This is a genomic window from Ruegeria sp. ABF4_144 (genome assembly GCF_056160045.1).
In genome coordinates this window covers 857,737-876,894 of the sequence record NZ_JBSWWK010000001.1, presented here as the reverse complement: position 1 = coordinate 876,894, position 19,158 = coordinate 857,737, and the positions used below count along the sequence as shown (strand labels likewise).

Sequence of the window (19,158 nt, the reverse complement as noted above, 5' to 3'; positions counted from 1 at the left end):
GCCAGCGTCAATTTGTGGGTTCAGATAGTTCCCCCTTCAAATCATCATCACAGGTCGACCCGGCCGCCCGGGCCGCCGCGCGCCCCTAACCGGCCGCACCGGGACAATCGGATGATCGAACACCGGCGCTGGAACCGAGCCCAACGAATTCGCCAAAACGCCAACGTCACCACGTCTTGTCGTCAGATAGATCAAGTCCGCAGCCGCCTCGCCCGAGACGACCTCGTACGACGCCCCCCCGGAAAGCCTGCTTGAACCGAAGCGACCGGCGGGGCAATAAGCTCGAAATCCGCCTTCGATATAGATTACCTCATCCTGATCAAAGAACAGTGTGCTGATGTCGAAATATGACGCCGGCACATCAGAGGTAATCCGGAACATCCCGCTCAGCAGTCTGGCCGAAACAATCGGCAGGTTGACTGGCAGCGTGATCGGATCATGACCCAGCTTGGTATTATCCAAAGCGACGCCCTGCTCGGGCATCAACCAAACCGGTCGGCCATTATAGGCGGCATTTGCAGGCACCCGTACCGGCATGTTTTCGGCACTGGTTTCCCCCGGCGGCACTGTTATGCAATCTGATGCAACGCGACTTATCGGTTTAAAACCATTGTCCAATGTCCGAACAAAGTCACCGGCCTGCAGTTCTTCAACCGGCTTCCACCCGACCTTTGTTGAAACTTTGGTCCCGTGTACCAGCCCCCCCCGGCGCGCGTTCAGCGCGACCTGCGGCTCTGCGCTTCTTGGGTATTCGGACCTCTCCGCAAAATCTATGACTCTATCAATCTTCAACAAGAACCCACCCACTCATTACACAACAAACACAATTAATGCGTATCACAGGATCAGGTGAGGCGACTTAATTTTGACATATTATGGCCAAATTTGAACCATTTAGGCCCCATCAGGCACCCAAAATATAAACAACTATTCGCATTTTAAGATAATTGGGTTCAGTTTGGAAACTATGCGCCGCAAGCCGGATCAAAAACATATCCGAATCTGGCAATGTCCTCTGCACAGGCTTCGGCAACCGCCGCCGCCGCCTGATCCGAATAGTATCCTCGGTAATCTCCTCGCCGCGTAGAGCAGTTGAGACGGGGCAACGACACCTCGAACCCAAGGTGGTCGAACAAGGGGGCTGCGTCCTGTTCAAAATACTCCAGTCGGATGAAAAAGCGGCACTGTTCCACGCCATCGGCGCGCGTCATGTAACGGCGTGATGGGTTCAGCCGGAAAGATCGCCCGATGTCAGGATGCTGCACGAACCTATCGAACGGCAAAGACTTTGCCAGCGAGACAGCCCCATGTTCAAAGTGTTGCTCGCGCAGCCAGTGGTAATAGCTGACGATCCGATCCCACGGATTGCGCACCAGAGTGAAGGTGGTCATCGCCTGCAGGTCCTCAATCGACAGCACCCCGTCGATATCCGCCAGCGTGGAGTGCTTCCACAACCGTCCCCTGCCCTTCAGCGCCCTGGCCCGTTTACGGCGCCTCACGGCCTTTGGTGTATCTCCGAACAGGATGTCATCCTTCATTGCCCGCTGCTCTAACACCTGCGCCAGCGAGGTACCGCCCGTTTTGGGGATGTGAACGAACACATAGCCGCGCCCACGCGAAATGATCACACCGTCTCTCCCAACGCCGCCGCGCGTCTTGATCGCCAGCCCAGCAACGCCCCAGCAGCGGCAATCAACCCGATCCCAGCAACCTGCATGACTCCGATCACCTGCCCAAGCGCAACCCACGCGAACAGCGGACCAAAGATCATCACCGAATACTCGAACACCGCGACATAAGAAGTTTCGCCAATCTGATAGGCCTTGATCAGCATGAAAACTGCAATCGTGGACCCGACCGCCTGCACGATGATCCACGGCAGCGCCGGTTGCATGTCCCAGACCATGCCGCGCGTTACGAAACCATCGGCAAAGGAATGCGGAACGGTCGAAAACACGGTCAGACCAATAGCTCCGGCTAGCCCAAGGGTGGTAATCATCGCGGCCAACAGCGCCACGGTGCTCTCCTGCGCGCAATGGCTGCGTGTGATGATGGAACTGAGCGCGTAGAAAAACCCGCCGGCAACAGGCAGCAGGGTTTGCGCATCGAATTCGTAAGGATTGGGCTGTAGCACGCACAGAATACCGGCGAACCCGATCAGAACAGCCAGAATGCGCCACGGGCCAATCCTTTGCCCCATCGCAACGGCCGAGATCAGCAGCACGAAGATCGGTGACGTGAACAGCCCCGCCAGTGCCTGCGCAATCGGCATCAGCGCAAGCGAGGCAAAATAGAACAGCATCGCCAGTGTAATCAGAACGCTACGCAGGATGACCGGACCCAACCTTTGAGGGCGCAAACTGCCCATTCCCATCAGGGAAAGGCCCCCGATCAGCGGCAACATCAGCAGGGCGCGGCTCAGGTGGAATTGCCACAGGCCAATCGTGTCGGCCAGCAGGATCACGACATTGTCGATGACCCCGATAATCGCCATTGCACCAACCATCAAGACCGAGGACAAAATCGGTGAGGTCTGACTGTCCGCCTGCATTCCAAGCCCCGGTTACAAAGCGGCGTGGATTGCCGCACGTCGCGTTATCCAGCACATTTTGCAATCCGGCCGCAACAGGTTTGCGCCTTTGGATTTTACCATGCTAAGCTGAGTCAAAATAATCACGAGCATACCTCATCTTGAAAACGGCACTTAAACAGTACCAGCGGATCGAAGCCACCGGTCTGTGGCGCTCCTCGCCCGATGCGCAGCGGCGCGAGGTCGTGGTGTCGCTTGGCGAGGCTACGCTGACGATTTCGGATTTCAATGAACAGGCATTGACCCATTGGTCCTTGGCCGCGTTGGAGCGGCAGAACCCGGGTGTCTTCCCTGCGATCTTCAACCCCGATGGCGACCCGGATGAAACGTTGGAACTGGAAGACTCCGAAACCACGATGATCGAAGCCATCGACCGGTTGCAACGGGCTATCGACCGGGCACGTCCGCATCCGGGGCGGTTGCGCTGGCTCAGCGTCGCGGGTGTGGTGGCCGCCGTGGCTGCGCTGTTGCTGCTGTGGATGCCATCGGCTTTGCAAAATCACGTCGTCTCGGTCGTGCCCGAGATTAAACGCGAGGACATCGGCAACGCGATTCTGCACCGGATCGAGCGGGTGTCGGGGCGGGCCTGCACCTCTGAGAACGCAGACGCTGCGCTGGACCAACTGGCCGCACGTACCGGGGTGCGAAAGGTCATCATTCTGCCTGCCGGGGTGCAAACCAGCCTCAGCCTGCCAGGTGGTATCATTCTGCTGAACCGGGCCTTGGTCGAGGATCACGAAGACCCCTCGGTCGCGGCTGGATATATCATAGCCGAACGCGCCCGAAATCAAGCGCAGGACCCGCTGGACGAGCTGCTGGACCGCACCGGTGTCACAACCGCCTTCCGCCTGCTGACGACCGGAGAGCTGACGCCTGATATTGTCGACACCTACACCGAACAGGTGCTGGCCGAACCCCGCCCGACCTTGCCTGATGACGATCTTCTGGCCGTATTCGCGCAGGCCGCGCTGCCGTCAACACCTTATGCTTATGCGATGGATGTCACCGGTGAGACAGTGCTGGGCCTGATCGAGGCCGACCCGATGGCGGGCCGCCCCCTTCAACAGGTTCTGCCGGACCGCGATTGGGTCCGGCTGCAGAATATCTGCGGAGAATAAGCGTTACTTGGTGCCGAACATCCGGTCCCCGGCATCGCCGAGACCGGGCATGATGTAGCCCTTGGAATTCAACTCGCGATCCAAAGACGCGGTGACGATTTTCACATCCGGATGCGCCTCTTTCATGCGCGCAACGCCTTCGGGCGCGGCCAGCAGGCAGAGGAAACGGATATCGGTGGCACCTGCCTCTTTCAGCAGGTCAATCGCCGCGGCCGAGCTGTTGCCAGTTGCCAGCATCGGATCGACCGCAATCACCAGACGGTCCTTCAGCCCCTCGGGCGCCTTGAAGTAATACTGCACCGGCTTCAGGGTCTCTTCGTCGCGGTACAGACCTACAAATCCAACGCGCGCCGAGGGCACCAGCTCCAACACACCATCCAGCATCCCGTTACCGGCCCGCAGGATCGACACCAGCGCCAGTTTCTTGCCCGCCAGAATGGGGGCGTCCATCTCCTCCATCGGGGTTTCGATGTGGCGGGTAGTCAGCTTCAGCTCGCGCGTGACCTCATAGGCCAGCAGCAGCGTGATCTCGCGCAGCAACTGCCGGAAAACGGCGGTCGAGGTGCCCTTATCCCGCATGAGCGTCAGTTTGTGCTGCACCAGCGGGTGGTCAACGACGGTCAGGTGTTCGCTCATGTTTTCTCCAGTCTTTTCTTGACCCGCGCGCGGGTTTCTTCATCGCAGAAGGCCGCGTTCAGGGCTGTTTCATTCAGGGCAGCAAAGTCTTCGGCGTCCCAGCCAAAAGCTTGGCTTAGCATCTCATATTCACGCCGCATGGTGGTGTGGAAAAACGGCGGGTCGTCGGTTGAGATAGTGACGTTGACCCCATGGTCACGCAACCGGGCAATCGGATGCGTTACAAAATCGGGAAACAAGCCCAGAACCACGTTCGAGCCTGGACAGACCTCAAGTGTCACCTCACGGTCGATCAGTTCGCGGATCAGATCGGGGTCTTCAATGGCGCGGACGCCGTGGCCCACACGTTCCACCCCCAGATCGCGCACCGCATCGCGTACGCTCTCCGGCCCGCCGAATTCACCGGCGTGGGTGGTCAGCCGCAGGCCAGCTTCGCGGGCGCAGTCGAAGGCCCATTTGTAATCGCCCTGCGTGCCGATGGATTCGTTGCCGCCCATGCCAAAGCCGGTGATCCAATCGCCCGCAGTCTCGGCGGCGCAGGAGGCGCTGTGTTTGGCCTGTTCCGGCCCGAAATGGCGCACACAAGTCACGACGCCACGCAGCGTGATGTCGTGTTTGCGCTCGGCCTCGTCTGCTGCGTCCTGAATGGCATTCAAATAGTCCCGCCAAGCGTGCAGATCACCGCCGCCACAGAAGTCGGGACTGAGGAAGGTTTCGGAATAAACCACTCCATTTGCAGCGCTTTCTTCGAGGATAGCCAGCGTAAGTCGGCGAAAATCCTCGGGTGATTTAAGCACTTCGCAGGCGGCCTCATAGACGCTGAGGAAATGTGCAAAATCGCGAAAATCGTAGCTGCCATCGGGCTTGAAAATCCCGCTCAGGTCAATGCGCTTTTCATGCGCCAGTTGACGGATAAAGGCGGGCGGCGCTGCACCCTCATGGTGCAGGTGCAGTTCGATCTTGGGCAGGTCTGCGACGGTCATAGGAAACTCTTCCCCGGCCCTTGTGCCGGAATGTTCAAATGGTGGGCGATGCTAGCGGCGACGTCGGCGAAGTTAACCGCGCCGATCTGACCCGCGCCCTGCCCGGCGATCAGCAAGGGCACTTGTTCGCGCGTGTGATCGGTGCCAATCCAGCTAGGATCATTGCCGTGATCGGCAGTCAGAAGCATCAGGTCGCCGGGGCGCAAGCGCGACAGGATTGTGCCGATCTCACGGTCGAACCACTCCAGCGCACGGGCATATCCGCTGATATCGCGGCGATGGCCATAGAGACTGTCAAACTCAACGAAATTGGCGAAGGTCAGGCTGCCCTCTTCGGCCTCATCGACCAGGTCGGACAGGTGGCCCATCAGTTCGGCGTCCGAGCCCTTGCGCAGGGTGTCGATCCCCTGCATCGAGAAGATGTCGCCGATCTTTCCCACCGCGTGGACGCGTCGCCCGGCATCCTGCGCCCAGTTGGTCAGCACCGGTGCAGGCGGCAGAATCGCGAAGTCCTTACGGTTGGTGGTGCGGGTGAAACCCTGTTCCGGCGAGCCGACAAAGGGCCGCGCGATGACACGGCCCACCTTCATCTCATGCAAACGCGGGGCCAGCGCCTTGCACATGTCCAGCAGACGGTCGAGGCCAAAGCTCTCTTCATGCGCTGCGATCTGAAAAACACTGTCGGCCGAGGTGTAGCAGATCGGCCAACCAGTCCGCAGATGCTCAGCCCCCAACTCGGCAATGATCGCCGTGCCCGAGGCATGACAATCGCCCAGAATGCCATCGGTTCCCGCAGCCTCGGCGGCAGCGCGGGTCAGATCGGCGGGAAAGGACGGCGTGGTATCGGGGAAATAGTGCCAGTCCCACGGCACCGGCAGCCCGGCCAACTCCCAATGGCCGGAGGGAGTGTCCTTGCCCCGTGAGTGCTCGCGCGCGCAGCCCCAGAGGCCCGACGGTTCGGCCTGCAATCCGGGCGTATCAGCACCCGAGGCCAACCGCGTCGCTGCCCCCAGCCCAAGTGTATCCAGATTGGGCAGATACAACGGTCCTGACCGTCCATCCTCGGCCCGCCCCTCGGCGCAGGCCTGCGCGATATGCGCAAGGGTGTTGGCGCCGGTATCCGGGGTATCGCCGTTAAAGAACCGATCCGCATCTGGCGCACCGCCGATACCAACCGAATCCATCACGACAAGAAAGGCACGTGTCATGGCGTGATCCTTTCGTGAACCAATGTCGGCAGTGGCCCTGCATCCGGACCAATTGCTATAGCCTGTTTCACCGCCTCAGCGGCCCGTTGTGCAGCGTCTTCCCGCGCCGCGTGGACAACCGCTAAAGGCGCGCCTTTTTCGATCCTGTCACCCAACCGGACAATACCCGACAAACCAACCGCCGGGTCGATCACGTCATCTTCGACCTGCCGACCGCCGCCCAGCGCAACCGCTGCCAGGCCCAGCGCCTCGCCGTCTATTGCGGTGACGTGACCGCCCGTCTCGGCGGAAACTTCGAGGATCACGCTGGCTTCAGGTAGGTAGCGGGACCAGTTGTCGACAAACTGCAACGGCCCGCCCACGGCGGCCATCATGCGACCAAACCGTTCGGCAGCTCGGCCATCACGAATAACGTCGGTGATCCTGTCGCGCCCTTCATCAGCGGTTGCGAACATGCCTGCATCGGCCAGCAACACCCCGCCCAGTTCCGCCGAGATTTCGGCCAGCGGTTCGTAATGCGCCTTGGTCAGAACATTCATCACTTCGGCCACTTCCAATGCATTGCCCAGTGCCGGCGCCAAAGGTTGATGCATGTCGGTTATCACGGCCGAGGTCCGGCACCCCGCGGCATTAGCCGTTTCCGTCAGAGCCTGAGCCAGACTGCGGGCATCCTCCAAGGTCTTCATGAACGCGCCAGAACCTACCTTGACGTCCAGCACCAGAGCCTGCGGGCTGGCGGCCAGTTTCTTGGACAGAATCGACGCGGTGATCAGGTCCAGACTTTCCACCGTCGCCGTCACATCGCGGATCGCATATAGCCGCTTGTCGGCCGGGGCGATCTGCCCCGTCGCACCGACAATGGCCGCGCCGGTTTCGCGCAGAATCTGGGTCAGGCGTTCTTGCCCAATCTGGGTGCTGACACCCGGAATGGACTCCAATTTATCCAGCGTACCACCGGTGTGACCCAGCCCACGGCCCGAGATCATCGGGACATAAGCGCCAAGTTCAGCCAGTGCCGGGGCCAGCACCAGAGAAACGCTATCACCCACCCCACCGGTCGAGTGCTTGTCGATCACTGGGCCGTCGAAATCCCAGCTCAATACATCGCCACTGTCGCGCATGGCCACGGTCAGATCAGCACGCCCTTGCGCACCCAGCCCGCCCATACAGACGGCCATAGCAAAAGCCCCGGCCTGTGCGTCACTGACGCCGCCATCGGCCAGACCTTCCGCGAACCAAGACAGTTCCTCACCGGTGGGCACCTGCCCGCGGCGCAGTTTTGCGATGATCGAACGGGCGTCCATTGGTTCAGACGTCCTCCATATGCGACGCGTCAAATGCCCCCGGTAGCAGGTCACCGATGGTGGTTTCGAACTCGGCCCCGTCGACCGTGGCTAGCGTCACCTTGACGTCACGCTTGCCGAATTCGGCCAGCTTCTGGCGGCAACCCCCGCAGGGCGGCACCGGTTGCGGAGAGGACGCGACCACGTAAACCTCAGTCAGGCTCTGTTCGCCCGCGGCAACCATGGCGGCTATGGCTCCCGCCTCGGCACATGTGCCCTCGGGGTAGGCCACGTTTTCAACGTTGCAGCCGGAATAAACCTCGCCCGAGGCCGACCGGATCGCCGCGCCAACCTTGAAGTTTGAATAGGGAGCATAGGCCTTTTCTCGGACGGACAGTGCTGCGTCTTTCAAAGTCATGGCGATTCCCCAATTTTTGATCATCTGGTCAGAAAGGCGTACCCTAAATGAAACCGGCCGGGGAGTTGAAGCCCCGGATGGCAAAATCCTTACCCCAAAATAGTATTGAACCGCCCCGGCAGCGTGACCTCAAGCAGTTCGACGTTGTCTGAGGGGTCAGTCAGACGGGTGCGCATACCGGGCGGAATGACGAACGCATCCCCTTGTTCAAGCTGGAACGGATCGCGGCCTTCGCCCTCCAGCGTGACTTCGCCATTCATGACAAAGGTAAAGTGGATATCCGTGTCATGGACCGCCCACACCGGATCGCCCTGCCCTTTGCGCACAACCTGCACTCCGGCGACGCCTTTGGTGTTTTCGGCAATGGTTGTGTCGCGGCAGATATAGCCTGGCAGACGGAACGGAGCCCACTCGGCCCCTTCGGCCTGATTGAAGACAAACCGCTGGCCCTGCCATTCCCGATCCGGGCGATACTGGGGAGTGGGCAATTCCATCTCATGGTCAATCTCGGTGACGTGCTCGGCGGGAACGCCGATTTCGATCACCTGCACATTGTCCGAGGCTTCAAGCACGCGATGGCGGATTTCCGGAGGCTGAATAAAGCAATCCCCTGCGGTCAGGCGCATCTTGTCGCCCTGATCTTCATAGACCACATCGACCCAGCCATGGATGCAAAAGATCAGCTGAAACCCAACCTTGTGGAAATGCACCATATCGGGGACCGGGCCACCATCGGGAATGCGAATATGGCTGGCGATGATCGACCCGCCCAGCCGGTCCGGCACCAGATCGCGATAGTGCATCCCGGCCCGGCCGATAATCCATGGCGCCTGATCCTTGAGCCTGCGCACCACGAAGGAATGCACTGTTTCCGGCATGATCAGAGGCGGATTCAATTCATCAATCTCAACCCGGGTACCATTCGGCGCGACTAGACTGCGCTGACCACCCGCGAATTCATCCGGGCTTTCGATCAGGATGCGTAATGTTCCGGGCGGTTCGGGCGCATCCTTTTCGATCCGCAGGCGCAATCCGTGGCCCGAGAAAACGGCGACACGTGGATCGTCGGCGGGATAGATCATATCCATCCGCATCCCAAGAACCTTGGTGTAAAACGGGATGTCGTCGCGCAATTCCTGCGTAGGCAGGCGAATTTCAGCTTGGGTCTGGGCGGGCAGTTTGCTCATTGGTGATCTCATCGGCCTTGGCTTTCGGCCATCCGATCAGAACAGCGGCCAAAATGCCAATCGAAAAGAACATCTCAAGCGTTTCTTCCAACACGAACAGGCGGGTCGCCATGGCGGTCGTCATCTCGGCATCGATGGCGCTGCTGATCTCTTCCAACCCCTGAGCGATGACAGCACACATACCGGCCAGAAAGAACACCAAAAGAAACGGCGCCCGTACCTTCAGCGCGCGCCAGGCGTTTGGAATCCCGTTCCAGACAAGACCGCCCAGCACGATCACTGCCAGCACCACGCGCACCAGCGTCATATCCAGCAGAACATCCAGACCGTGCAAAACAAAAAAAGGCACGCTGTCCACGGCATAGATGTCAGCCTCAAGCTCTCGCTCCGCCAACAACAGCAGAACCACGCCAATATACAATCGGCTGATCCCGCGATACCGATAAAGCGCCACCAAGCCAGCAACCAGCAATGCCGCAGCCGAGCCGGTTTCGATCAAACCGCCTTCCTGATTGAATACCGCCGCCTGCATCGGCCAGAGCGAAATGGCGCACAGGATCACTATGCCCACAACAATAGACACGCGAAACGCAACACGGTCGGTGCCGAAATTGCGCGCGCCTAACCACAGGTGCGTACCTGCCTCAAAGTCTTCTTTGTAGCTCATGCCGGTCTGCTCGATGTAGAAAGGAGTGAGTTTGAAGGTCGGGGGAACTTAAATATTTTGTGACGAAAATCAACCGCAACAGCAAATCAGCGGCATGTTACCTCCTAAGTGACGCGGCGTAGCCAAGCCGGAAGAATTAGTTTAAGGCTAAATCAAATTTCAGAAGGGAGCTGAATTTCGATGTCGGATACACCCAGTTTGCGGCAGGCCGCGCTTGAATATCATGCCCATCCGAAACCCGGGAAACTGGAGATCAAGGCGACCAAACCGATGGCAAACGGCCGCGATCTTGCCCGCGCCTATTCGCCCGGCGTGGCCGAAGCCAGCCTCGAAATCAAGGCAGATCCATCCAACGCCGAGCTCTACACCGCGCGCGGCAACCTGGTGGCGGTTGTTTCCAATGGGACGGCGGTTTTGGGGCTGGGCAACATCGGCGCACTGGCCTCGAAACCGGTGATGGAGGGTAAGGCGGTTCTATTCAAGAAGTTCGCCGGCATCGACTGTTTCGATATCGAGGTTGACCAGCCAGATCCTGAAAAGCTGGCAGATATTGTCTGCGCGTTGGAACCGACCTTTGGTGCGATCAACCTGGAAGACATCAAGGCACCTGACTGCTTTGTCGTTGAAAAGTTGTGCCGTGAACGGATGAACATTCCGGTCTTTCACGACGATCAGCACGGCACTGCTATCGTGGTTGGCGCGGCCGCAAAAAACGCGCTGCACGTTGCAGGCAAGAAGTTCGAGGATATCAAAGTCGTCTCGACCGGCGGCGGCGCGGCGGGCATTGCCTGCCTGATGATGCTGGTGAAACTGGGCGTTAAACGCGAGAATATCTGGCTGTGCGACATTCACGGGTTGGTCTACGAAGGGCGCGCCGAGGATATGAACCCGCACAAGGACCAGTTCGCGCAGAAGTCCGACCTGCGCACGTTGGATGACGTGATTGGCGATGCCGACCTGTTTCTTGGTCTCAGCGGCCCCAATGTGCTCAAACCCGAGATGGTTGCGAAAATGGCGAAGCGCCCGATCATCTTCGCGCTGGCCAACCCGACGCCCGAGATTCTGCCGCAGGCCGCACGCGAGGTCGCGCCGGATGCGATCATCGCCACAGGTCGCAGCGACTTTCCCAATCAGGTCAATAACGTGCTGTGCTTCCCCTTCATCTTCCGCGGCGCACTGGATGTGGGGGCGACCGAAATCAATGACGAGATGCAGATCGCCTGCGTCGATGGCATCGCCGAGATGGCCCGCGCTACCACCAGCGCCGAAGCCGCCGCAGCTTATAAGGGCGAGCAACTGACCTTTGGGCCGGACTACCTGATTCCGAAACCGTTTGACCCGCGCCTGGTGGGCGTTGTGTCCTCATCCGTGGCTAGAGCGGCAATGGACAGCGGCGTCGCCAAACGCCCGATCGAAGATATTGAGGCATATAAAGAGCGTCTGAATCAGACCGTGTTCAAGTCCGCCCTGCTGATGCGGCCTGTATTTGAGGCCGCGGCCGTTGCCTCGCGCCGGATCGTATTTGCCGAGGGCGAGGATGAGCGCGTACTGCGCGCCGCGCAGGCCATTCTGGAAGAGACAACCGAAACACCCATCCTGATTGGCCGCCCCGACGTTATCAGTGCCCGGTGCGAGAGGCTGGGCCTGACGGTTCGTCCTGGTGAGGATTTCCAGATTGTAAACCCGCAGGATGACCCGCGGTACTATGACTATTGGAACTCGTATCACGCACTCATGCAGCGCCGTGGTGTGACGCCCGATCTGGCCAAGGCGATCATGCGCACGAACAACACCGCGATTGCAGCCATCATGGTGCATCGGGGTGAGGCCGACAGCATGATCTGCGGCACCTTCGGCGAATACCGCTGGCATCTGAACTATGTGCAACAGGTGCTGGCCGATGGTGACCTGCGCCCACATGGCGCGCTGTCCCTGATGATCCTCGAGGATGGCCCCCTGTTCATCGCCGACACACATGTGCGGCAATTGCCGACACCCGAAGAACTGGCCGAGTCCACACTCGGCGCCGCGCGGCACGTGCGCCGGTTCGGAATCGAACCCAAGATCGCCTTCTGTTCGCAATCGCAATTCGGCAACCAGGCCGAGGGGTCGGGCAAACGGCTGCGCGCCGCGCTAGACATCCTGGATACTGAGCCGCGCGACTTTACTTATGAAGGTGAGATGAACCTCGATCTGGCGCTGGATCCGGAACTGCGTTCGCGGATTTTCCCGAACTCGCGCCTGGATGGTACAGCGAATGTTCTTATCTTCGCCCATGCCGATGCGGCCAGCGGCGTGCGCAACATTCTGAAGATGAAAGCTGACGGGCTTGAGGTCGGGCCGATCCTGATGGGAATGGGCAACAAGGCGCATATCGTAACCCCGTCCATTACGGCCCGCGGGCTGCTGAACATGGCCGCCATAGCCGGAACCCCGGTGGCGCACTACGGCTAAAACCCGCAACTGCTGCTTAGGTGCCAGCGCGGCACCTGAGCAGATTCCAAGTTTCAGTGATTCTTTGCATGCTTAACTTTGCAAGTTTGCAAAAACTATCACCTCATGCATTCAACTTTGCCGCCTTAAACCGCTTTGCAAAACTTTGCAGACGAATCTGACGTGTTCTGCAAATCTTTTGCGATAAAGTGACGCCCCGTTATGTCCCTCGCTTGTGCGCAGCCCCCCGCCGCCCTTACACACGTGGCAAGGGATTTAAGGAGGAGACCAACGTGGCTTATCAGGACGTTTACGAAAGCTGGAAATCCGATCCAGAGGCATTCTGGATGGAGGCCGCAAAAGGGATCGATTGGGTTCAACCTCCGACCAAAGCACTGTTTGACGACAACGCCCCACTTTACGAATGGTTCTGTGACGCCAAGGTCAACACCTGCTGGAACGCCGTAGACCGCCACGTCGAGAACGGTCGCGGCGAGCAGACAGCCATCATCTATGACAGCCCGATCACCCACACCAAGCGCGAGATTTCCTATGTCGAACTGCGCAACCGTGTGGCCAATCTGGCCGGAGCACTGCGAGCCAAGGGCGTAGAAAAAGGTGACCGGGTCATCATCTATATGCCGATGATCCCCGAAGCGCTTGAAGCGATGCTGGCATGTGCCCGTCTGGGTGCCGTGCACTCGGTTGTTTTCGGTGGATTTGCCAGCAACGAACTGGCGGTTCGCATTGACGACGCAAAACCCAAGGCGATCATCGCCGCGTCCTGCGGGATGGAGCCGGGCCGCGTTGTCCACTATAAACCGCTACTGGACGGCGCCATCGATATGGCCAGCCACAAACCTGATTTCTGCGTGATCTTCCAACGTGAACAGGAAGTAGCGCAGCTGGTCGAAGGTCGCGACTTTAACTGGCACGGGTTCCAATACGGCGTCGAACCGGCAGATTGTGTGCCGGTGGATGGCAATGATCCGGCCTATATCCTCTATACTTCAGGCACCACGGGTGCGCCCAAGGGCGTCGTGCGCCCGACTGCTGGCCATCTGGTTGCGCTGAACTGGTCGATGAAGAACATTTATAACGTCGATCCCGGTGACGTGTTCTGGGCCGCGTCCGATGTCGGCTGGGTCGTGGGGCACTCGTATATCTGCTACGCGCCGCTGATCCACGGCAACACCACCATCGTCTTCGAAGGCAAGCCGGTCGGCACCCCCGACGCAGGCACCTTTTGGCGGGTGATTTCCGAACACAAGGTGAAAAGCTTCTTTACCGCCCCCACCGCCATCCGCGCCGTGAAACGCGAAGACCCCAAGGGCGAGATGCTGGCAAAATATGACCTGTCCGATCTGCGCGCGCTGTTTCTGGCTGGCGAGCGTGCAGACCCGGACACGATCGAATGGGCACAAAACGCATTGAAAGTTCCGGTAATCGACCACTGGTGGCAGACCGAAACCGGCTGGGCCATCGCAGGCAACCCGTTGGGGATCGAGGAACTGCCGATCAAGCTTGGCTCTCCGGCCAAGCCGATGCCGGGTTATGACGTCCAAATTTTGGACGAAGGCGGCCACCCGATGAAGCCGGGTGAACTGGGTGCGATTGCGGTCAAGCTGCCACTGCCTCCGGGCACCCTGCCGACGTTGTGGAACGCGGAAGATAGGTTCAAAAGCTCGTACCTAAACCACTTCCCCGGCTACTATGAAACCGGCGATGCGGGTATGATTGATGAAGAGGGATACCTTTACATCATGGCGCGCACCGATGACGTGATCAACGTCGCGGGCCACCGACTTTCTACTGGCGGAATGGAAGAGGTTCTGGCCGCCCACCCCGACGTGGCCGAATGCGCCGTGATTGGTGTGACCGATCAGCTTAAGGGTCAGATGCCCGTTGGCTTCCTGTGTCTGAACGCCGGTTGCGATCGCGACCATGGCGAGGTTGTGCAGGATGTGGTCAAGCTGGTCCGTGAAAAGATCGGCCCTGTGGCTGCCTTCAAACAGGCTGTCGTGGTGGATCGCCTGCCCAAAACCCGCTCGGGCAAAATCCTGCGTGGCACGATGGTGTCGATTGCGGACAGTCAGGAGTACAAGATGCCCGCGACCATCGATGATCCAGCCATTCTGGACGAAATCACGGTGGCGCTGAAATCCATCGGCTACGCCCAGTAAACGCCCTGCGGGCGGTTCCCGGCCGCCCGCACTGCGCCTTTCCCTTGCAACCGGGACCAAGGCCCCTACTGTCTGACCAAGACAATGAGGCCGCATGACACATTCCGACATCTGGCGACTGAGCGCCACCGACCTGACCGCCCTCACCCGCAGCGGAGACCTGAGCGCCGAAGACGCGGTGCGCGCATCCCTTGACCGAATGCACCAAGTCAACCCGGACCTGAATGCGGTGGTCGAGGATCTGAGCACCGAAGCGCTGGAACGGGCACGCGGTCTCGATCAGATCCGAGCGAAAGGAATACCAACCGGACCTTTGCACGGTGTACCGGTGACGATCAAAATCAACGTCGATCAAAAGGGCCATGCCACCTCGAACGGCGTTGTGGCTTTGAAAGACGTGATCGCACCCGATGACGCTCCGGTTGTGCGCAACCTACAGGAAGCCGGGGCAGTGGTGATAGGGCGCACCAACACACCCGAGTTCTCGTTCCGGGCCGACACCGACAACCCGCTGCACGGGCGCACGCATAATCCATGGGGGCGCCACATTTCGCCCGGCGGGTCTTCGGGCGGTGCTGGCGCCGCGGTGATGGCCGGGATCGGTGCACTAGCACATGGTAACGACATTGGCGGCAGCCTGCGTTTTCCGGCAGCAGCCAACGGTGCGGTCACAGTAAAACCCGGCCTCGGTCGCGTACCCGCTTGGAACCCCAGCCAACAGGCCGAGCGTGGTCTTCTGGCGCAATCCATGTCGGTGCAGGGGCTGATCACACGCTGCGCTGCCGATCTTCACCAGTCGATGCCCAGCCTGATCGCAGCTGACCCGCGCGACCCGTTCCACGTGCCAATGCCTTGGCGCGTTGAATCGCTGGACGAACCTTTCAAAGTCGCTTTTACCAAAGACACCTTTGGCTATGCTCTGCACCCTGAGGTCGACAAGGCGCTGGACACCGCCCGCGATGCTTTGGTCGATGCGGGCTATCAGGTCGAAGAAGTCAGCCCGCCCGATGTCTTCGACTGCGGACGTACGGGATACCGTACGCTGATGGGCGAGGTTCTGACGCTGCTGAAACGCGATATCGAGGCTGCGGGGTCTGACACCATACGCGATATCTTCGACGTCTATTTTCAGGAGTTCCCCCCCATCGTGGGCACCGATATGGTCCGGATGCTGGGCAAGCGTACCCACTACGCACGGGAATGGTCGCTGTTTATGCAGGATTATCCTCTGATCCTGTCCCCTTTCCTGCCGCAACCGTTTTTCAAACCCGACCGCGACACGGAAGGTGTCGAAGGTGTGCACGAGGTTCTGGGCTGTGCGGTTTACTCCTATGCAATGAACTTTCTGGGCCTGCCCGCGGCCAGCGTTCCAGCGCGTTTGGCCGATCTGCCGCAAGGGCCGCAACCGATCAACATTCAGATCGCCGCCCGGCGCTGGCGCGAGGATATGGCCGTGGACGCTGCAGCAGCCATCGAAGCGCGCGTCGGTCAGATGTGCCTACCGCTATGGGACAAAATGGGCGCGGCCAAATAGGCCGAGCAAACAAAATAGACCCCGGGGTTTTGTGCCCGGGGTCCTGTTGCTTAAATAAACCCGGAAATCGGTCAACGAGCGTAGCACCACCTACCCTCGCCGGCGCGAAAACTGCGCAATCATTCGACAACGCCGCTTGGTGGCCACTCACTCCCACCTAGGCGTGTTCTCCGGGCAAGTTGAGATTAACAAAAGATGAATCAAACGCCTGTGAACTGGGTCACATAAGCTGCAAAAAGCCTTTACCCCAAGGTTTCAGGTGAACTGTTCAGAGATCAGGCGCTCTTCCAGACCATGCCCCGGGTCGAACAGGATGCGGTGTTGGATGGACGGCTCTGAACGGATTTCCACCCAGTCTATATCCGCAAAAGAAACCGAATCCGCATCTGCCATGACGGGGCGCTTTTCGGCGTCCAGCACATCGAATCGGACCTTCGCGGTTTTGGGCAATAGTGCCCCGCGCCAGCGGCGGGGACGGAACGCGGCAATCGCCGTCAGGGCCAGCACATCCGACCCGATGGGCAGAATAGGTCCATGCGCCGAGTAGTTGTATGCTGTCGAACCGGCAGGCGTCGACAACAAGGCGCCGTCACAAACCAACTCAGGCATCCGCACCCGCCCGTCGACACTGATCTTCAACCGAGCCGCCTGTGGACCGGCCCGCAGCAGTGAAACTTCGTTGATGGCCAGCGCCTCATGCAGTTTACCGGATTGATCCATGGCCTGCATTGCCAGAGGGTTAATCACCTCTTCTTCGGCATCGGCCAGACGCTCCATCAGGTCTTCTTCGTGAAATTCATTCATCAGGAACCCGATGGTACCGCGATTCATGCCATAAACAGGTGTGTCCAGATGCTGCATGTTGTGCAGCGTATGCAACATGAACCCGTCCCCGCCCAGCGCGACCACCACATCCGCGTCCCGTGGGGCCGCATTGCCATACAGTTTCACAAGGCTGTCCCGCGCGGTTTGCGCCACTTTGACGTCGCTGGCGAGAAAGGCGATTCTCTTAGTCATCTTATCCGGTTTCCGGTGTTACACATTTGGTTCCGAAACAAACATACCTTTCCCCGATAGACCAGTCTTGACGCCGCAGCGGGCCAAATCGTCGCTTTAAAGCTTTTGCAGATGTGTCGTTTCCGATAGGAAATCCGCAAGATTTACCCCAGCAATCTGGAGCCCCCATGAACGCCAATCTTCGTGATACCGGTTTTTTCACCCAATCCCTTGCCGACCGTGATCCTGAGCTTTTTGGCTCGATCACATCCGAGCTGGGCCGTCAGCGCGACGAGATCGAGCTGATCGCATCCGAGAACATTGTCTCTGCCGCCGTGATGGAGGCGCAGGGCTCGGTGATGACCAACAAATACGCCGAGGGCTATCCCGGTCGTCGTTACTATGGCGGCTGCCAGTTCGTCGACATCGCCGAAAACCTCGCCATCGACCGCGCCAAGCAGCTGTTCGGCTGTGAATTCGCCAACGTGCAGCCGAACTCGGGCTCGCAGGCTAACCAGGGCGTGTTTCAGGCGCTGATCCAGCCCGGCGACACCATCCTGGGGATGAGCCTGGATGCAGGTGGTCACCTGACTCACGGCGCCGCGCCCAACCAGTCGGGCAAGTGGTTCAAGGCTGTCCAGTATGGTGTGCGCAAAGAAGACAACATGCTGGATTACGACCAGGTCGAAGCGCTGGCGAAAGAGCACCAGCCCAAGCTGATCATCGCTGGTGGTTCCGCCATCCCGCGTCAGATCGACTTTGCCCGCATGCGCGAGATCGCCGATATGGTTGGCGCCTATCTGCACGTGGACATGGCGCATTTCGCCGGTCTGGTTGCGGCGGGTGAGCACCCCTCGCCCTTCCCGCACGCCCATGTTGCGACCACCACCACGCACAAGACCCTGCGCGGCCCGCGCGGCGGCATGATCCTGACCAATGACGAGGCGATCGCCAAGAAAGTAAACTCGGCCATCTTCCCCGGCATTCAGGGCGGCCCGCTGATGCACGTCATCGCTGGTAAAGCGGTTGCGTTTGGTGAAGCTCTGCGCCCCGAGTTCAAAAGCTATATCCAGCAGGTTGTGACCAACGCGCAAGCGCTGTCGGATCAGTTGATCAAAGGCGGTCTGGACACGGTGACCCAGGGCACTGACACCCATGTGGTGCTGGTCGACCTGCGCCCCAAAGGCGTCAAAGGCAACGCGACCGAGAAGGCTCTGGGCCGAGCGCATATCACCTGCAACAAGAACGGCGTGCCGTTTGACCCGGAAAAACCGACCATCACGTCGGGCATCCGTCTGGGCTCGCCCGCCGGCACCACCCGTGGGTTTGGTGAGGTTGAATTCCGCCAGATCGCCGACTGGATCATCGAAGTGGTCGACGGTCTGGCCGCCAATGGCGAAGACGGCAACTCCGCCGTCGAAGCCAAGGTCAAAGCCGAGGTCGCAGACCTCTGCGCCAAATTCCCAATCTATCCTAACCTGTAATCAGGTTTACAATCTAAGACCTGAGCGGCGCCCAACGGGCGCCGTTCTTAATTGGGTTCGATCAGATAAACCCCTGCCATCGCAGGAAAATGATAAGCAGCGCCAACAAGGCCAGCAGATTGAACGCCAGCCCACCGAGCATCCCCAGAAACCATCCTAGTCGCCGATCGGCACGGTTGATACCGCTTAGATGGGTTTGAACCTCTTCGGACGCGCGTGCGAGTGTCGGCGCATCCAGCACCAACCGCAACTTCGGATGAGCCGCCATTTGCTCGGCATTCGCCAGCATCAACGCTTGTTTGTATATACGCCGTGGTAGCAGCCGCTTGGCCTTACGGATCGACTCTGCCAGCGTCTTGTCCTTTACGCCCAGTTTCTTGCGCAACAGTTGAACCGTTTGCGCAATTTGGCTTTGGATATCTGTGTTTTCCGACATGA

At 59.5% G+C, this 19,158-nt stretch carries 17 protein-coding genes; 5 read left to right on the top strand and 12 right to left on the bottom strand.

The features are described from left to right. Positions 1-36: 36 nt before the first annotated feature. The 3 genes from ACXAGD_RS04540 to ACXAGD_RS04530 all read right to left on the bottom strand — a co-directional run bounded on the left by ACXAGD_RS04540 (position 37) and on the right by ACXAGD_RS04530 (position 2,551). The gene (locus ACXAGD_RS04540) at positions 37-792 is read right to left on the bottom strand and encodes a Hint domain-containing protein (protein ID WP_475208764.1); all 756 of its coding nucleotides are present in this window, start codon (positions 790-792) and stop codon (positions 37-39) included. A 173-nt stretch (positions 793-965) separates the two neighbouring features. Further along, entirely contained in the window at positions 966-1,628 is a 663-nt protein-coding gene (locus ACXAGD_RS04535; RefSeq protein WP_475208763.1) for a sulfotransferase family 2 domain-containing protein, read from the bottom strand. Further along, positions 1,625-2,551, bottom strand: a complete 927-nt coding sequence (locus tag ACXAGD_RS04530) for a DMT family transporter (RefSeq protein WP_475208762.1) — start codon at positions 2,549-2,551, stop codon at positions 1,625-1,627. The genes ACXAGD_RS04535 and ACXAGD_RS04530 overlap by 4 nt, the downstream gene beginning before the upstream one ends. Before the next feature lie 140 nt (positions 2,552-2,691). On the opposite strand from ACXAGD_RS04530, the gene ACXAGD_RS04525 reads away from it, so the two are divergent. Then, a complete protein-coding gene (locus tag ACXAGD_RS04525; protein WP_475208761.1) occupies positions 2,692-3,708 on the top strand; it encodes a hypothetical protein in 1,017 nt (338 codons plus the stop codon). 3 nt (positions 3,709-3,711) lie between these two features. Here ACXAGD_RS04525 and upp read toward each other — a convergent pair whose 3' ends face one another. The 7 genes from upp to ACXAGD_RS04490 form a co-directional block, all read right to left on the bottom strand. After that, entirely contained in the window at positions 3,712-4,344 is a 633-nt protein-coding gene (upp, locus tag ACXAGD_RS04520) for a uracil phosphoribosyltransferase (protein WP_170443013.1), read from the bottom strand. After that, the gene (locus tag ACXAGD_RS04515; protein ID WP_475208760.1) at positions 4,341-5,327 is read right to left on the bottom strand and encodes an adenosine deaminase; all 987 of its coding nucleotides are present in this window, start codon (positions 5,325-5,327) and stop codon (positions 4,341-4,343) included. The genes upp and ACXAGD_RS04515 overlap by 4 nt, the downstream gene beginning before the upstream one ends. Then, positions 5,324-6,535, bottom strand: a complete 1,212-nt coding sequence (locus ACXAGD_RS04510; protein ID WP_475208759.1) for a phosphopentomutase — start codon at positions 6,533-6,535, stop codon at positions 5,324-5,326. The genes ACXAGD_RS04515 and ACXAGD_RS04510 overlap by 4 nt, the downstream gene beginning before the upstream one ends. Then, positions 6,532-7,839, bottom strand: coding sequence for a thymidine phosphorylase (locus tag ACXAGD_RS04505; protein WP_475208758.1), 1,308 nt, complete (start codon positions 7,837-7,839; stop codon positions 6,532-6,534). Before ACXAGD_RS04505 ends, ACXAGD_RS04510 begins: the two co-directional genes overlap by 4 nt. 4 nt (positions 7,840-7,843) lie before the next feature. Beyond that, the gene (locus ACXAGD_RS04500; RefSeq protein ID WP_475208757.1) at positions 7,844-8,236 is read right to left on the bottom strand and encodes a cytidine deaminase; all 393 of its coding nucleotides are present in this window, start codon (positions 8,234-8,236) and stop codon (positions 7,844-7,846) included. Between the two features lie 89 nt (positions 8,237-8,325). Next, positions 8,326-9,423 carry a cupin domain-containing protein gene (locus ACXAGD_RS04495; RefSeq protein WP_475208756.1) on the bottom strand — a complete coding sequence of 366 codons (1,098 nt, stop codon included), beginning with the start codon at positions 9,421-9,423 and terminating at the stop codon, positions 8,326-8,328. After that, positions 9,392-10,090, bottom strand: a complete 699-nt coding sequence (locus ACXAGD_RS04490) for a hypothetical protein (RefSeq protein WP_475208755.1) — start codon at positions 10,088-10,090, stop codon at positions 9,392-9,394. The genes ACXAGD_RS04495 and ACXAGD_RS04490 overlap by 32 nt, the downstream gene beginning before the upstream one ends. A 180-nt stretch (positions 10,091-10,270) precedes the next feature. Between ACXAGD_RS04490 and ACXAGD_RS04485 the strand changes: the two genes are divergently transcribed. The 3 genes from ACXAGD_RS04485 (at position 10,271) to ACXAGD_RS04475 (ending at position 16,240) form a co-directional block, all read left to right on the top strand. Continuing rightward, positions 10,271-12,544: an NADP-dependent malic enzyme gene (locus ACXAGD_RS04485; protein ID WP_475208753.1), complete on the top strand. Its 2,274-nt coding sequence runs from the start codon at positions 10,271-10,273 to the stop codon at positions 12,542-12,544. A 272-nt stretch (positions 12,545-12,816) separates the two neighbouring features. Further along, positions 12,817-14,706 carry a propionate-CoA ligase PrpE gene (gene prpE, locus ACXAGD_RS04480; RefSeq protein ID WP_475208752.1) on the top strand — a complete coding sequence of 630 codons (1,890 nt, stop codon included), beginning with the start codon at positions 12,817-12,819 and terminating at the stop codon, positions 14,704-14,706. A 94-nt stretch (positions 14,707-14,800) separates the two neighbouring features. Further along, a complete protein-coding gene (locus ACXAGD_RS04475; RefSeq protein ID WP_475208750.1) occupies positions 14,801-16,240 on the top strand; it encodes an amidase family protein in 1,440 nt (479 codons plus the stop codon). Positions 16,241-16,495: 255 nt separating this feature from the next. Here the strand turns inward: ACXAGD_RS04475 and ACXAGD_RS04470 are convergent, their stop codons facing one another. Further along, positions 16,496-17,257, bottom strand: a complete 762-nt coding sequence (locus ACXAGD_RS04470) for an NAD kinase (RefSeq protein ID WP_475208749.1) — start codon at positions 17,255-17,257, stop codon at positions 16,496-16,498. 167 nt (positions 17,258-17,424) lie between these two features. Here ACXAGD_RS04470 and glyA point away from each other — a divergent pair, with 167 nt between their 5' ends. Next, positions 17,425-18,720, top strand: a complete 1,296-nt coding sequence (glyA, locus tag ACXAGD_RS04465) for a serine hydroxymethyltransferase (protein ID WP_475208748.1) — start codon at positions 17,425-17,427, stop codon at positions 18,718-18,720. Positions 18,721-18,781: 61 nt separating this feature from the next. On the opposite strand, the gene ACXAGD_RS04460 is transcribed toward glyA, so the two are convergent. After that, the gene (locus ACXAGD_RS04460; protein ID WP_475208746.1) at positions 18,782-19,156 is read right to left on the bottom strand and encodes a hypothetical protein; all 375 of its coding nucleotides are present in this window, start codon (positions 19,154-19,156) and stop codon (positions 18,782-18,784) included. Between the last annotated feature and the right edge of the window lie 2 nt (positions 19,157-19,158).